At 69.3% G+C, this 14,769-nt stretch carries 13 protein-coding genes; 9 read left to right on the forward strand and 4 right to left on the reverse strand.

What is annotated here, in order from left to right:
- Positions 1 to 31: 31 nt before the first annotated feature.
- The 8 genes from mdcA to acs all read left to right on the forward strand — a co-directional run bounded on the left by mdcA (position 32) and on the right by acs (position 8,216).
- Positions 32 to 1,714: a malonate decarboxylase subunit alpha gene (gene mdcA / locus A4F85_RS15840; protein ID WP_034390705.1), complete on the forward strand. Its 1,683-nt coding sequence runs from the start codon at positions 32 to 34 to the stop codon at positions 1,712 to 1,714.
- 10 nt (positions 1,715 to 1,724) lie between these two features.
- Entirely contained in the window at positions 1,725 to 2,057 is a 333-nt protein-coding gene (gene mdcC, locus A4F85_RS15845; RefSeq protein ID WP_063327114.1) for a malonate decarboxylase acyl carrier protein, read from the forward strand.
- Positions 2,054 to 2,971, forward strand: coding sequence for a biotin-independent malonate decarboxylase subunit beta (locus A4F85_RS15850; protein ID WP_063327115.1), 918 nt, complete (start codon positions 2,054 to 2,056; stop codon positions 2,969 to 2,971). The genes mdcC and A4F85_RS15850 overlap by 4 nt, the downstream gene beginning before the upstream one ends.
- 5 nt (positions 2,972 to 2,976) lie before the next feature.
- Positions 2,977 to 3,678 (forward strand): biotin-independent malonate decarboxylase subunit gamma, encoded by a 702-nt coding sequence (locus tag A4F85_RS15855; protein WP_063327116.1) that lies wholly within the window; start codon positions 2,977 to 2,979, stop codon positions 3,676 to 3,678.
- 14 nt (positions 3,679 to 3,692) lie between these two features.
- Positions 3,693 to 4,403, forward strand: a complete 711-nt coding sequence (gene mdcG / locus A4F85_RS15860; RefSeq protein WP_231890563.1) for a malonate decarboxylase holo-[acyl-carrier-protein] synthase — start codon at positions 3,693 to 3,695, stop codon at positions 4,401 to 4,403.
- Positions 4,400 to 5,260 carry a triphosphoribosyl-dephospho-CoA synthase MdcB gene (gene mdcB, locus A4F85_RS15865; RefSeq protein WP_063327118.1) on the forward strand — a complete coding sequence of 287 codons (861 nt, stop codon included), beginning with the start codon at positions 4,400 to 4,402 and terminating at the stop codon, positions 5,258 to 5,260. Before mdcG ends, mdcB begins: the two co-directional genes overlap by 4 nt.
- Positions 5,257 to 6,168, forward strand: coding sequence for an acyltransferase domain-containing protein (locus A4F85_RS15870; RefSeq protein WP_063327119.1), 912 nt, complete (start codon positions 5,257 to 5,259; stop codon positions 6,166 to 6,168). The genes mdcB and A4F85_RS15870 overlap by 4 nt, the downstream gene beginning before the upstream one ends.
- 77 nt (positions 6,169 to 6,245) lie before the next feature.
- Complete coding sequence (gene acs / locus A4F85_RS15875) at positions 6,246 to 8,216, forward strand: acetate--CoA ligase (protein ID WP_063327120.1); 1,971 nt, start codon at positions 6,246 to 6,248, stop codon at positions 8,214 to 8,216.
- 35 nt (positions 8,217 to 8,251) lie between these two features.
- Here acs and A4F85_RS15880 read toward each other — a convergent pair whose 3' ends face one another.
- The 4 genes from A4F85_RS15880 to A4F85_RS15895 all read right to left on the reverse strand — a co-directional run bounded on the left by A4F85_RS15880 (position 8,252) and on the right by A4F85_RS15895 (position 13,570).
- Positions 8,252 to 9,589: an MmgE/PrpD family protein gene (locus A4F85_RS15880; RefSeq protein ID WP_063327121.1), complete on the reverse strand. Its 1,338-nt coding sequence runs from the start codon at positions 9,587 to 9,589 to the stop codon at positions 8,252 to 8,254.
- A 71-nt stretch (positions 9,590 to 9,660) separates the two neighbouring features.
- Entirely contained in the window at positions 9,661 to 11,763 is a 2,103-nt protein-coding gene (locus A4F85_RS15885) for an acetate--CoA ligase family protein (RefSeq protein WP_063327122.1), read from the reverse strand.
- 4 nt (positions 11,764 to 11,767) lie between these two features.
- A complete protein-coding gene (locus A4F85_RS15890) occupies positions 11,768 to 12,559 on the reverse strand; it encodes an enoyl-CoA hydratase/isomerase family protein (protein ID WP_043824655.1) in 792 nt (263 codons plus the stop codon).
- Between the two features lie 33 nt (positions 12,560 to 12,592).
- Positions 12,593 to 13,570, reverse strand: coding sequence for a tripartite tricarboxylate transporter substrate binding protein (locus tag A4F85_RS15895; protein ID WP_063327123.1), 978 nt, complete (start codon positions 13,568 to 13,570; stop codon positions 12,593 to 12,595).
- Positions 13,571 to 13,846: 276 nt separating this feature from the next.
- Here A4F85_RS15895 and A4F85_RS15900 point away from each other — a divergent pair, with 276 nt between their 5' ends.
- Positions 13,847 to 14,635 carry an IclR family transcriptional regulator gene (locus A4F85_RS15900; protein WP_063327124.1) on the forward strand — a complete coding sequence of 263 codons (789 nt, stop codon included), beginning with the start codon at positions 13,847 to 13,849 and terminating at the stop codon, positions 14,633 to 14,635.
- The last annotated feature ends 134 nt before the right edge of the window (positions 14,636 to 14,769 follow it).

Here is a 14,769-nt window from a genome sequence, read left to right on the forward strand (position 1 = left end):
CCCTCCATGTCACGCCAACCCCTGATATCCCATGACTGACCCCTCCTGGAACCTCAAAGCCGGGGAGCGCGCCGCCAGGCTGGCGCGCGCCCAGGCCGCCCTCGGGCCGCGCCTGGCCGGCAAGCGCGTCGATGCCGGCGCCATCACCGAGCTGCTGCACGCCGTGCTGGCGCCCGGCGACCGCGTCTGCCTCGAAGGCAACAACCAGAAGCAGGCCGACTTCCTGGCCCGCGCCCTGGTCCAGCTCGATCCGCAGCAGGTGCACGACCTGCACATGGTGCAGTCGGTGCTGGCGCTGCCGGAGCACCTGGATGTGTTTGAAAACGGCATCGCGCGGCGGCTGGACTTCAGCTTCTCCGGCCCGCAAGGGGCGCGGCTGGCCAAGCTGGTCTCTGCCCGGCAGCTGGAGATCGGGGCCATCCACACCTACCTGGAGCTGTTCGCGCGCTACTTCGTGGACCTGACGCCCAAGGTGGCCCTGGTGGCGGCCCACGCGGCCGATGCCCAGGGCAACCTGTACACCGGCCCCAACACCGAGGACACGCCGGCCATCGTCGAGGCCACGGCCTTTTCGGGCGGCATCGTCATCGCCCAGGTCAACGAGATGGTGGATGGCACCACCACGGCGCTGCCGCGCGTGGACATTCCCTCGGACTGGGTGCATTTCGTCGTGCAGGCGCCCCGGCCCAACGTCATCGAGCCGCTGTTCACGCGCGACCCGGCCCAGATCAGCGAAATCCAGGTGCTGATGGCCATGATGGCCATCAAGGGCATCTATGCCGAGTACGAGGTCCAGCGCCTGAACCATGGCATCGGCTTCGACACGGCGGCCATCGAGCTGCTGCTGCCGACCTACGGCGAATCGCTGGGGCTGAAGGGCCGCATTGCGCGGCACTGGGCGCTGAACCCGCATCCGGCGCTGATACCGGCCATCGAGGCCGGCTGGGTGGAGTCCATCCATTCGTTCGGCTCCGAGCTGGGCATGGAGGACTACATCCGGGCGCGCTCGGACGTGTTCTTCACCGGCGCCGACGGCAGCCTGCGCAGCAACCGCGCCTTCTGCCAGGCGGCGGGCCACTATGCCTGCGACCTGTTCATCGGCTCGACGCTGCAGATCGACCTGGACGGCAACAGCTCCACCGCGACGCTGGGGCGCATTGCCGGCTTCGGCGGCGCCCCCAACATGGGCGCGGACGCGCGCGGCCGGCGCCATGCCAGCGCCGCCTGGCTCAAGGCCGGGCGCGAGGCGCGGGCGGGCCGCAGCGGCGCGGCAGGCACGCCACGCGGGCAAAAGCTGGTGGTGCAGATGGTGGAGACCTTCCGCGAGCACATGCAGCCCGCCTTCGTGGAGCGGCTCGATGCCTGGACGCTGCAGGAGCAGGCCGGCATGGACCTGCCGCCCATCATGATCTACGGCGAGGACGTGACCCACATCCTGACGGAGGAAGGCATTGCCAACCTGCTGCTGTGCCGCAGCGACGAAGAGCGCGAGCAGGCCATCCGCGGCGTGGCCGGCTACACGGCCGTGGGCCTGGCGCGCGACCGTCGCATGGTGGAGAACCTGCGCGACCGCGGGGTGATCCGCCGTCCGCAGGACCTGGGCATCGACCCGCGCCAGGCCACGCGCAATCTGCTGGCCGCGCGCAGCATGCGCGATCTGGCCCAGGCCTCGGGCGGGCTGTACCAGCCTCCCCGCCGATTCAGGAACTGGTAGGAGAGACGATATGAGCGAGATACCCGCAGGGCTGGAGTCCCTGAGCTATTGCTTCGCAGGCGGCCGGCCGGCCGGCGCCTTTGCCCCCGTCCTGGTCGGCGTGGTCGGCTCGGGCAATCTGGAGGTGATGCTGGAGAGCACGGGCGGCGATGGCTGCGAAGTGCAGGTGCAGACCTCGGCACACGGCTTCGGCGCCATCTGGCAGGCCGTGGTGGAGGATTTCCGCGAACGCCACCCCGTGAGCGGCGTGCGCGTGTCCATCAACGACATGGGGGCCACGCCGGCCGTGGTCAGCCTGCGGCTGGACCAGGCCCTGGCCGAACTGCAGGGAGGCCGGCCATGATCAGCTACGCGGAATGCACGGCGCGCGAGCGCCTGGCGAAGCTGCTGGATGCCGGCAGCTTCCATGAATGGCTGCCGCCCTCCGAGCGTCTGACCAGCCCGCATCTGGCACAGCTGGGCGTGCCCAGCGCCTTTGACGACGGCGTGGCCATCGGCCGGGGCCTGCTGGGCGGGCGCACGGTGTTCGTGGCCGCGCAGGAGGGCGAATTCATGGGAGGGGGCGTGGGCGAGGTGCATGGCGCCAAGCTCGTGGGCCTGCTGCGCCGCGCCCTGCTGGAGCGGCCCGCGGCCGTGCTGCTGCTGGCCGAGTCGGGCGGCGTTCGGCTGCATGAGGCCAATGCCGGGCTGATCGCGGTGTCGGAGGTCATGCGCGCCCTGCTGGACGTGCGCGCCTCGGGCATCCCTGTGGTGGTCCTCATCGGCGGGGCCAACGGCTGCTTCGGCGGCATGGGCATCGTGGCGCGCTGCGCCGACCAGGTGGTGATGAGCGACATCGGCCGCCTGGCCATGTCGGGACCGGAGGTGATCGAGGCCTCGCACGGCGTCGATGAATTCGATGCGCGCGACCGCGCCCTGGTCTGGCGCACCACCGGCGGCAAGCACCGCTGGCTGTGCGGCGACTGCGATGCGCTGGTGGCCGACGATGTCGAGGCCTTCCGCGCCGCCGCCATCGCCGCGCTGGACCACTCCCGCCCGGTGAGTCTTGAAGGGCTGCTGCAGGAGCATGCGCTGCTGCGCGCGCGGCTGGACACCCTGGACGCCCTCAAGGCGGGCAGCGCCATCGGCCCGCAGGACGAGGCCATGCGCCTGTGGCAGGCCCTGGGCGTGCCCGACGCCTGGCGCGTGCCCGACCTGGACGCCGCCGCCGTGCGTGCCTTGCGCACGACGCCCGCCACGGGCATTTCACAGGAGTAGCCGCCATGCAATGGAACACACTTGCCGAGCACCTGTTCGGCCCGGGCCACCAGATTCACGCCAACGGCGATTTCCTCGAAGGCCACGCCGTGTTCGATGGCCAGCCCCTCGCCATCGTCGGCACCACGGGCCACGCGCCCATCGGCGTGCGGCTGGCCCTGGCCCAGGCCCGGGTGGTGCTGGAGACGGTCGGCGCGCACGCTGGCCGCCCCATCGTGCTGCTGATCGACACGCAGGGCCAGCAACTGCGCCGCCATGACGAGCTGCTGGGCATCAACCGTGCCATGGCCCACCTGGGCACCTGCATCGACCTGGCACGGCGCCGGGGCCACCGCGTCATCGGCCTGGTCTATGACCAGGCGCTGTCGGGCGGCTTCATCACCTCGGGCCTGATCGCCGATGCCTGCTACGCCCTGCCCGAGGCCGAGATCCGCGTGATGCGCATCCCCGCCATGTCGCGCATCACCAAGCTGCCCGAGTCCCTGCTCAATGCCCTGTCCGAGTCCAACCCGGTGTTCGCGCCCGGCGTGGGCAACTACGTGGCCATGGGCGGCGTGCGCGGCCTGTGGCAAGGCGACCTGCAGGCGGCGCTGCGCGACGCCCTGGCCCACAGCCCGCGCGAGGACATGCGCGCACTGGACGGCGCCGAGCGCGGCGGCCGCAAGCTGGCCGCCGAGGTGGTGCAGCGCGTCCTGGCCGCTGGATGAAGGCAAGCCGCAGCATGCTGGACACCCTGCACCGCCACCAGCTGGTGGACCTGGGCCCGCAGGCCTGGGCGGACCTGCTGGAACGCCCCTGGGATGCGCAGGCGCGCGAGATCCTCACGCACTGGCGCGACCATGCACTGCCGCTGGTGGTCGCGCGGCAGTCGGCCGACCATGCCGCCGCTGGCCTGATGGCGCTGGGCCTGCCTGCGCCCGGGCGCTGGCAGCGGCGGCGCATGGGCTTCGATGTGGCGCGCGGCGCGGCCATCGGCACCCGCGAATTTCCCTCGCTGGACGAGCTGATGGCCTCGCACACGATCTCGTACTCGGCCTCGCACTCGGCCTCGCCCCTCGCCACATACGGCGCCTTGCAGCAGTGCCTTCGCGCTGCAGGTGCGACGGGCTTTGTCTTCGGCAGCCACGGGTGGCAGTGCATCACGGGCCTGCCCTATCTGCGGCCCGGCTCGGACATCGACCTCTGGGTGCCGGTCGATGGCGCCGACCAGGGCGATCGGCTGGCCAGCCTGCTGCAGGCCATGCCGCAGGAAGGCCCGCGCGTGGATGCCGAGCTGGTGTTTCCCGGCGGCTGGGCCGTGGTCTGGCGCGAATGGGCCGCCTGGCGTGCAGGCAAGGTGCGATCGGTCCTGGTCAAGGGCCTGCACGGGGTGGCACTGCGTGAAGACCATGACTGGTGTGCGTCGGCTGCGGCGCCTGGAGTTCCTGCATGAAACCTGCCCTTCTCCACCCGGCCCGGACCTTGCCATCGACCGGGCATATCGGCCGCGCGGCCACGCTGGCCCTCTACGACGAGCTGTCGCTGACACCCAAGCCCGGCCTGGTGACCCTGGTGGACCGCGGCAGCCATGACGACATGGATGCCCACAGCTTCATGCGCAGCCTGTTCGCGCTGCGCAGCTACTTCCCCAAAATGGCCCAGGCAGGCAGCCAGGGCGCATCGTTTCCCGTGCTGGAGCGCCTGGGCATCGAGGCGGAGCAGCGCATGCTGGCCGCCACCGGCGGCATCAACACCCACCGTGGCGCCGTCTTCATGCTGGGCCTGCTGTGCGCGGCCGGCGGCGCGGTGCTGGCCGAGCAGGCCTGCCTTCCCGGCGCCGCATGGCTGCGCGAGGCCCTGTGCCGCCACTGGGGGGAAGCGCTGCAGCAGCGCAGCCTGCGGGCCTCCGCCCTGCCCGGCGGCATCGCCGCGCGCCGCCACGGCCTGCGGGGCGCCTCGCAGGAGGCGGCCCTGGGCTTCCCCGTCCTGTTCGAGACCGCCGTGCCGGCGCTGGCCAGAGCGCATGCCAGCGGGCTGCCCGCTCCCTTGGCGCGGCTGGAGGCCCTGTTCCACATCATGGCGGTGCTGGACGACTGCAACCTCGCCCACCGCGCGGGCATGCAGGGGCTGCGCCATGGCCAGGATGCCGCGCGGCGCTTTCTCCAGGCAGGCGGATGCGCGCATCCCGACGGCCTGTCCAGGGCGCAGGCCATTTGCGACGATTTCGTGGCGCGCCGCCTTTCGCCGGGCGGCGCGGCCGATACCCTGGCGGCGGCCTGCTGGGTGCTGCGTGTCTGCGAGCGGCCATGAGCTTTGCACTGCTGTTTTCAGGCCAGGGTACGCAGCATCCCGCCATGCTTGCCTGGCTGGCGGACGATGCATGGACACAGGCAGTCTGCGAACAGCTGCAGGTTTCGCACTGGCGCGACAGGTTGGCCGATGCGCCGTGGGCCGAGTCCAACGCCGTGGCCCAGCCCCTGCTGGCGGGCCTGGCCATGGCCGCGTGGATGCAGCTGTCCCCGCAACTGCCCGCGCCTTCGGCCGTGGCGGGCTACAGCGTGGGGGAACTGCCCGCATTCGGTGCCGCGGGCGCGCTGGATGCCTGCGACATCGTCGCCCTGGCCGCGCGCCGCGCGGCGGCCATGGACCGCTGCGCCCAGCAGATGCCCGGCGGCGGGCTGCTGGCCGTCAGCGGCCTGCCGCCCGCACGCATGGCCGCCCTGCTGGAGACGACCGGGCTGGCCGTGGCCATACGCAACGGCCCCGAGAACCTCATCCTGGGCGGCCCCCATGCGGCGCTGGAGCAGGCGCAGGCGCTGGCGGCCCGCCAGGGCGCGCATGCCACCCGGCTGCGCGTGCAGGTGGCGTCCCACACCCCGTGGATGCGACAGGCCGCACAGGCCTTCGCACAGGACCTGGGCCAGGTGGCCGTGCACGCGCCCGCCGTGGCGCTGTTCAGCAACACGGCCCGGCGGGTGCGTGACGCCGCAGGCGCCCGGACGGCGCTGTCCGAGCAGATAGCGGGCACGGTGCACTGGGACGACTGCATGGACAGCATTGCCGCACGCCAGGTGCGGTGCGTTCTGGAAATCGGCCCCGGCCAAGCGCTGGCACGCCTGTGGAACCAGCGCCATCCGGACATTCCGGCCCGCTCCTGCGACGACTTCCGCAGCGCGGCGGCCATTGCCGGCTGGATAGGCCGGCACTGCGGGGACTGACGCCCCGGGGCCTTGCGCCTGAGCCTTTGCGCCGGCTTCGTGACCCCCTTGATTTCTAGACCCAGGAGACAACCACCATGAGCCAAGACCTTGCACCGTCCTATCCCCCATCTGCAGAGCTGGCCCGCAATGCGCGCGTGAGCGGGCGCGCCGCCTACGACCGGCTCGTCGCAGAGGCGGACGCCGATCCCCAGGCGTTCTGGGGCCGGCTCGCGCGCGAGTTCGTCGCGTGGAAGCGCCCGTTCACGCGCGTGCTCGATGAAAGCCGCGCCCCGTTCTACGAATGGTTCAATGACGGCACGCTCAACGCCAGCTGGAACTGCCTGGAGCGCAACATCCAGCGGGGGCTGGGCGAGCGCACGGCCCTCATCTTCGAAGCCGATGACGGCGCGGTGACGCAGGTGACCTATGCGCAGCTTCTTGTCCGGGTCAATCGCCTGGCCAACGCCCTGCGCAGCCTGGGTGTCGGCAAGGGCGACCGCGTCGTCATCTACATGGCCATGTCGATTGACGGCGTGGCCGCCATGCAGGCCTGTGCACGCATAGGCGCCATTCACTGCGTGGTGTTCGGCGGCTTCTCCGCCACGGCGCTGCGCGACCGCATCGCGGACACGGGGGCCTGCGCCGTCATCACGGCAGACCAGCAAGTGCGGGGAGGACGGCAATTGCCCCTCAAGAGCATCGTGGACGAGGCCCTGGCCCAGCCCGGCTGCGAGCAGGTCCGCCACGTGCTGGTGGCACGGCGCACGGGCGGCGCCATCACCATGCACCAGCCCCGAGACCTGTGGCTTGAAGAAATCACTGCAGCCCAGAGCGATGTCTGCGAACCGGAATGGGTGCAGGCCGAGCATCCGCTGTTCCTGCTCTACACCTCGGGCTCCACCGGAACCCCCAAGGGCGTCCAGCACGCCACCGGAGGCTATCTGCTGCATGCCGCCGTGACCTGCGCCTGGACCTTCGACCTGCAGCCCGCCGATGTCTTCTGGTGTACGGCGGACATCGGATGGGTGACCGGCCATACCTATATCGCCTACGGCCCGCTGGCGCTGGGCGCCACGCAGGTGGTGTTCGAGGGCGTGCCCACCTACCCGGACGCGGGACGCTTCTGGAAAATGATCGAGGCCCATGGGGTGACGGTCTTCTACACGGCGCCCACGGCCATTCGCTCGCTGATCAAGGCTGCCGACGCCGATGCGCAGGTGCATCCCGCGCGCTACGACCTGGGCAGCCTGCGCATCCTGGGGTCCGTGGGCGAGCCGATCAATCCCGCCGCCTGGCACTGGTACCACGAGCAGGTGGGCGGGGGCCGCTGCCCCATCGTCGATACGTTCTGGCAGACGGAGACGGGCGGGCACATGATCACGCCGCTGCCCGGAGCCACGGACCTCGTGCCCGGCTCCTGCACGCTGGCCTTCCCGGGCATTGCCGCCGCCGTGGTGGACGAGACCGGCAACGAGCTGCCCTGGGGCGACAGCGGCATCCTGGTGATCAAGCGCCCCTGGCCCTCCATGATCAGGAACATCTGGGGCCATCCCGAGCGGTTTGTCGCCAGCTACTTTCCCGAAGAATTCAAGGGCCGCTACTACCTGGCGGGAGACGGCGCGGTCCGCGATGCGCGCACCGGCTACTTCACCATCACCGGCCGCATCGACGATGTGCTCAACGTCAGCGGCCACCGCATGGGCACGATGGAGATCGAGTCCGCCCTGGTGGCCATGACCGACCTGGTGGCGGAGGCCGCCGTCGTGGGGCGGCCCGATGACACGACGGGAGAGGCCATATGCGCCTTCGTCGTCCTCAAGCGTTCGCGGCCCAGCGGCGCCGAGGCCGCCGACATCGCCCGGCTGCTGCGGGAGTGGGTGGCCAAGGAGATCGGACCGATCGCCAAGCCCAGGGATATCCGGTTCGGGGACAACCTGCCCAAGACCCGCAGCGGCAAGATCATGCGGCGATTGCTGCGCAGCATTGCACGCGGCGAGCCCATCGTGCAGGACACCTCCACCCTGGAGAACCCGGCGATCCTGGAGCAGCTGTCACAGGCCTGCTGAAGGCCAGGCTGCAATCCACAAGCGATGCAGCCCTGTCAGGCCGCGAGGCCTGCAAGGCAGCCCGCCCGTTCAAGCTCCCAGATGTTGGAAAGCAGCTGCCGGGCACGTCCCTCGCCGGCGACGGGCGCGGCAAGCTCGATGAACTTGTCCTCCAGCTCTCCATCCGACAGAGGCAGCTCGGGATCGCCCTTGCGGTCCGGCTGGAACCAGACATGGCGGCGGCCATCCCTGGTGACGATTTCCACGCGCGCCGATCTCTTGCCAGGGAAGGCCCGGTCGATCTGCGGGTCCACGGCCACCTGGACGCGCTCGAGCATTGCGCGAACAGCGGGATCGGCCAGGCGCTCCGGGGTGTACGCCGAAAGCCGCACGCTGCCATGGACCAGGGCCGTGGCCACCACGAAACGAAGACTGAAGCGGGCTTCGTTTTCCGTCGCAGGATCGGTGTAGCAGGCGATATCCAGGGCCGGGCCATAGGTGGCCACGGCCACGCTGCAGATGTCGTCCGCCCGCAGGGCATGCTGGCTGCGCAAGGCCAGCGCGGCGTCGATGGCGGCGAACGTATGGCCGCAGCCGACGTGGTTCTTGAAGGTGAGCCGGGTGATGTGAAAGTCGCTGCCCAACGTCGCACCGATGTCTGACCAGTCGGGTCCATCGCTGACTGCGCGGCCCAGGCCCAGTTCTCCATCCAGCACGTCCAGCGATCCCGTCACCCCCTGGTGCGCAAGCTGCGCGGCCAGCAGGCCGGCCTCCGCTGCGCGCCCGGCATGCAGGGGCTTGGACATCGAATCCATGCGAAATGCCTGCTGCAACCCGGCAGAGAAGGTGGCCGCCGTGGCCAGTGCATGGGCAAATTGCCCTGCATCCAGCCGCAGCGCATACCCTGCGGCTGCCGCTGCCCCGAAGACGCCCACGGTGCCGGTGTTGTGCCAGAAGCGGTAGTGGGCCCGGCCCAGGGTCACGCCGATGCGGGTGGAGACCTCATAGCCCAGCACCACGGCATGCAGGAAGTCCAGGCCACTGGCCCCTGCCTGCTGGCTTGCCGCCAACGCCGCCGCAATGGTTGCGGCCCCGGGGTGGTACATGGCATCGCGGAAGCTGTCGTCCACCTCGGCGGCATGGGCCGCCGAACCGTTGAACAGTGCCGCCGCCCGCGCCGTGGCCATGCGGCCGTTTCCAAGCCGGCAGGAGCCGCGGTCCAGGTCCTCGGCAAGCACCTGCTCCAACTGTGCAAGAGGGGCCGCGCCCAGCCCCGGGAACAAAGCGGCATACCAGTCGATCACGGCACGCTTGGCATGGTGGATGACGGCTTCGGGAAGCTCGGTACGGTGGTATTGAGCGGCAAACTGCCCGAACACTTCGGTCGCATGCATGCGTGGTCTCCTTGGATTGGCCCTCAATGAGGCCGTCTTTTTCTGGAAGAAATGTGCAGTACCTGGCGCCCTCAGGCCAGAACCAGCACACCATCGGCAGCGCAAACGCCCTGGCCCTGCGGCAGCACGAACACCGGGTTGATCTCCGCTTCGATCACGCGGTCGCCCAGCCGGGCGGCCATTGCAGAGAACGCGACGATGGCATGGGCCAGCGCATCGACATCGGCCCTGGGCCGGCCGCGAAAGCCGTCCAGCAGCGGCCAGGTCTTGAGCTCCCTGGCCATCTCCAGGGCGTCAGACAGGCTCAGCACACCCAGCTGAGAGCCGTCGTCCGGCAGCAACCGCAGCGTGGTGTCCTGGAACAGCTCGGCCGTCACGCCTCCCATGCCCAGCATCACGGCGGTGCCCAGCGCATCCTTGTGCAGGCCAAGAATCAGCTCGGTGCCGCCGGCCACCATCTGCTGCACCAGGAACCGGTCCGGGCGCACGCCCGCCCTGGCCTGCACGTCGTCCACCATCGCGCCCAACCGGGCACCTATGGTTTGCGCAGTCAGGCCGACGGCGACACCGCCCACATCGCTCTTGTGCGTGATCCGGGACGAAAGGATCTTGAGCACCACCCGGCCGCCCAGTTCGCGCGCGGCGGCTTCGGCCTCTTCGGCGGTGCGCACCACACGCTCGGCCGCGCACGGCACGCCGAAACGGCGGAAAACGGCCTTGGCCTGCGCTTCATCGAGGCAGCCAACGGGCAGATCCGGTTCCTGCAGGGTGTCCTTGCCGACGACCAGCTCGGAAGGCGCACCCTGGAAGCCATTGACGCGCAGCATGCCCGCCAGCGCGGCCGTGCAGCTTTCCGCCGCAGCGAAGGCCGGCACGCCGCGTTGCGTGAGCAGCGCGCCGATCTCCGGCGCATGCGGGCTGACGTAGGCCAGCACCGGCTTGTCGGAGTGAGGCAGGCAGTCCTGGATGGCACCGGCCAGCAGCTCGGGCATGGCCAGGCTGGAGGAGCCGACGATGATCACCAGCGCGTCGTAGCTGGGGCTTGCCAGCAAGGCATTGATGGCGCCGCGCAGCAGGTCGGGACGCAGGCCCGCCAGGGTCACGTCGATGGGGTTGCGGTCCAGCACGGCCTCGCTGCCGGTCTGCAGCGCGCGCAGTGCGTCGGCCGTCGCCTGGTCAGGGGCCGGCGTGTCGAATCCGGCCACGCCCAGATCGTCCGACACCAGGGTGCCCGCACCGCCGGTGGACGTCAGGATGGCGATGCGCTTGCCGCGCAGCCTGCGGCCCGTGGCCAGCGCAGCGGGCACGTCCAGCAGGTCGGCAAAGCTTTGCGCACGGATCACGCCGACCTGCCGGAACAGCGCGTCGTACATGCGATCCGCACCGGCCATGGCGCCTGTGTGCGATACGGCGGCCTTGGCGCCGGCCTCGGAGCGGCCGATCTTGAAGGCCACCACGGGCTTGCCGGCACGCGCGGCCTTCAGGCAGGCGGCACGGAACCTGGCGGGATGGCGCACCGTCTCCACATACAGCGCGATCACCTTGGTGGCCGGGTCATCGGCCAGGTGGTCTATGAAGTCAGCCAGTTCCAGATCCACTTCGTTGCTGGTGGAGATGAGCTTGGACAGGCCGATGCCACGCGCGGCGGCGCGCGACAGCAGCGAACCCAGGATGCCGCCGCTTTGCGAGACGACGCCGATGCCTCCGACGGGGAACTCGTCCATCTCCAGCGCGCCCGAGGGCGACAACACGATCCGGTCGGTCAGGTTGACCAGCCCGATGGTGTTGGGCCCCAGCAGGCGCATGCTGCCCGCCGCCTCGATCAGCTGCCGCTGGCGGTGCGCCCCGTCCTCGCCCGTTTCCGTATAGCCGCTGGCCAGCACGATGGCTGCCGCGCAGCCCAGCGCCGACAGCCCCCTGACGGCCTGGTGCGCACGCTCGGCGCCCAGCAGCACTACGGCCACGTCGGGTACTTCGGGCAGCGAAGCGATGTCGGGGTAGCAGGTCAGCTCGCCGATGCGCTCCACGCGCGGATTGACGGGAAGAATGCGGCCGGCAAACCCGTGCTTTTGCAGGTAGGCCACCGGGCGGCCCGTGGTCTTTTTCAGGTCGGCAGAGGCGCCTATGACGGCGACGCTGCGCGGCGAAAGCAGCTTGGCAATGGCTTCGCTCATGGCATCACTCCTTGCCGGCCGTCTTGGCCAGGAAGGCCTCCACCGATGCGCGGTGTTCACTGCTGGTGTAGCAGATGCCCTGGGCCTGGCTGCCCTGGGCGAAGACATCGTGCGAAGACAGCTCGAAGCTCTGGTTCAGGATGGTCTTGGTCAATGCCAGCGCGGTGGAAGAAGCCGAGGACAGCTCGCGTGCCCAGGCCTGGGCGTCTGCCACCAAGGTCTCGGCACTGGCCTGGCGGTCCACGATGCCCAGCGCCAGGGCTTCCGGCAGCTTGACCTGGCGGCCCGTGAATATCAGCTCCTTGGCCTTGGCCAGGCCCACGCGGCGCGGCAGGAAGTACATGCCGCCGCCGTCCGGGATGATGCCGCGCAGCACATAGCTCCACGCGAAGCTGGCCCATTCGCTGGCGATCACGAAGTCGCAGGCCAGCGCCGTGTCTGCCCCCAGGCCCGAGGCCGCGCCGTTGACGGCGGCGATCACGGGCTTGGGCATGGTGTGCAGCAGGGCCTGGACATGGTGCACGCGCTGCTGACGCTGCCAGCCGTTGAAGCCCACCTCGCCCGCGGGAGCATTCATGCGCCTTTGCATTCCGGCGATGTCACCGCCTGCGCAGAATCCCTTGCCCGCGCCCGTCAGCACCAGGGCCTTGATGGCCTTGTCTGCCGCCACGCGCTCCAGGGCATCGATGAACTCGGTGCGCATGTCGTCACTCATGGCGTTGCGCTTGTCGGGGCGGTTCAGGGTCACGGTTGCCACCGCATCGGCGACATTCAGTTGGATCAGTTCGTAGTTCATGGCGTGCTTTGAAAACGATCGCAGCCAGTGCGATCAATCGGGATGGATGTTGTTTTGCTTGACGATCTGCGCCCAGCGCTTTTCCTCGGCATGCACATAGGTGTCCAGTTCCGCCGCAGGTCCGGCATTGACCATCAGGCCCTCGTGCTCCAGCTTGCGAACGAACTCCGGCGAGCGGGCCGCCTTGCGGGCTGCGGCGTTCAGGCGGTCGATCACGGCGGCAGGTGTGGCTGCCGGCGCGTACAGGCCGTACCAGCTCTCGACGCGGTAGCCCGGGACGGTGACGGCGATGGGTGGCACGTTCTTGAAGGCCGCAGACGGCTCGGCCGTGGTGACCCCCAGCACGCGCAGCTTGCCGTTGTCGATGAAGGTGGATACCGCCGCCGCCGTGGCAAACATCATGTCCACCTGCCCGCCCATGAGATCGGTGAGCGCCGGGCCTGCGCCGCGGTAGGGCACATGGGTGAGCCGGACCTTGGCAAGGTTGGCAAACAGCTCCCCGGCCAGATGCGCCGAAGTCCCGGCGCCCTGCGAGGCATAGGTCAGCTTGTCGGGACTGGCCTTGGCGGCGGCCATCACGTCCGCCACCGTCTTGTAGGGGCTGGCGGCGGGCACCACCAGCACGTTGGGGCCGCGGCCGATCAGGATCACCGGAGCAAAGGCCTTGTTGCTCCCGTACGGCAGCTTGGCCTGCAACGCCGGATTGACGGCGTGCGCGAACGAAGCCACGACCACGGAGTAACCGTCCGGCGCACTCTTGGCAACGTTGTCGGTGCCGATGATCGTGCCGGCACCGGGCTTGTTGTCCACGATGACGGGCTGGCCCAGGTCCTTGGCCATCTCGGCCCCCAGCGTGCGGGCGATCAGGTCCGTTCCACCGCCTGGCGCAAAGGGCACGACGAGGCGCACGGGCTTTTCCGGGAAGGCTGCAGATGCTGCGCTGCAGACAGTCGCGAGCACGGCAATGAACGCAATGGCCCTTGCACAACGGCGGGCGGCGAAACTGGGCATGGTGTGTCTCCTGGTTCTATGGACAGAGGTCCGGTCACTGCGCCAGCGTTGCGATGACGTTGGCGACTGGCTTGTGAAAGCTTAGGGAAACGCACTGCACTTGTGACCCCCCATATTCCAACCAGTGAAATTCCAAAGCGAGCGCGTCAGAGCCTGCGGCTGCATTTCCCTTGCATTCGGTGGAATACTTGGCTTCCATCAGGCGCCCGTACCCGGGCAGGAAGAACACAGCTTTCGACATCGGGGCAAGCGCGCCCTCCCACCAGCGGCAGCAGCATGACGAACAGGCGATCCCCCATCCTCCATGACAAGCCGGGACAGTCCCCGAGCAACCGCTCCCTGGAAAGAGGCGTCGAAATACTCCGTGCGTTCAGGCCCGGCTCGGAACTGCTGGGCAACAGCGACCTGGCGGAACGCACCGGCCTGTCCAAGGCCACGGTCACCCGGCTGACGCAGACCCTGGTGGGCTGCGGCATGCTGCAGGCCGACCAACCAAGCCGGGCCTTTCGCCTGGCCCCGGCGGTCTTGAGCCTGGCGCACGCCATGCGCACGGGCTCGACGGTGCTGTCGATTGCGGCGCCCCTGATGCGCACCCTCGCCGAGACACGCCGGATCAACGTGGGCCTGGCATGTCCCGACCGGGACGAGATGGTCTACCTGGAATCCATCCGCTACAACCGCCGGATCGTGCTCAGGCATGTGGTCTCGGGCCAGCGCGTTCCCATGGAACTGACGTCGCTGGGGCGCGCCTACCTGGCAGCGGCGCCATCGGCCAGGCGCAAGGCCTTGCTCGACAGCTTCAGGCTCAAGAGGGGCGCCCAATGGCCTGCGCTGGAGCAGCAGATCCAGGCGGCGATCAAGTCCGTGAAAAGCCAAGGCTTCTGCGCCGCATCGTGGCAGCCGGAAGTGGTTGCACTGGCCACGCCGCTGGTGACACCCGATGCCATCTATGTCCTGAACTGCAGCGTCTCCACCACGGAGCCTTTGCCGGCCATCGTGCAGGAGCTGCACCCGGCCTTGCTGCAACTGGGCCGGCAGATTGAAAGCCTGCTGGAAAAACTGTAATGCTCTCCCAGCAATATGCGCCCACCGCTGGCAAGCAGGGTTTCCAAAAATCGCTCAGACTAGGCACAAACGACTTTTGGCACTCCAAAAATGAGTGCAACCGTCTGAAAAACCCACGGAACTTTGGCTTTAGC

The organism is Delftia sp. GW456-R20, from assembly GCF_001622915.1.
GTDB classification, from domain to species: domain Bacteria; phylum Pseudomonadota; class Gammaproteobacteria; order Burkholderiales; family Burkholderiaceae_C; genus Comamonas; species Comamonas acidovorans.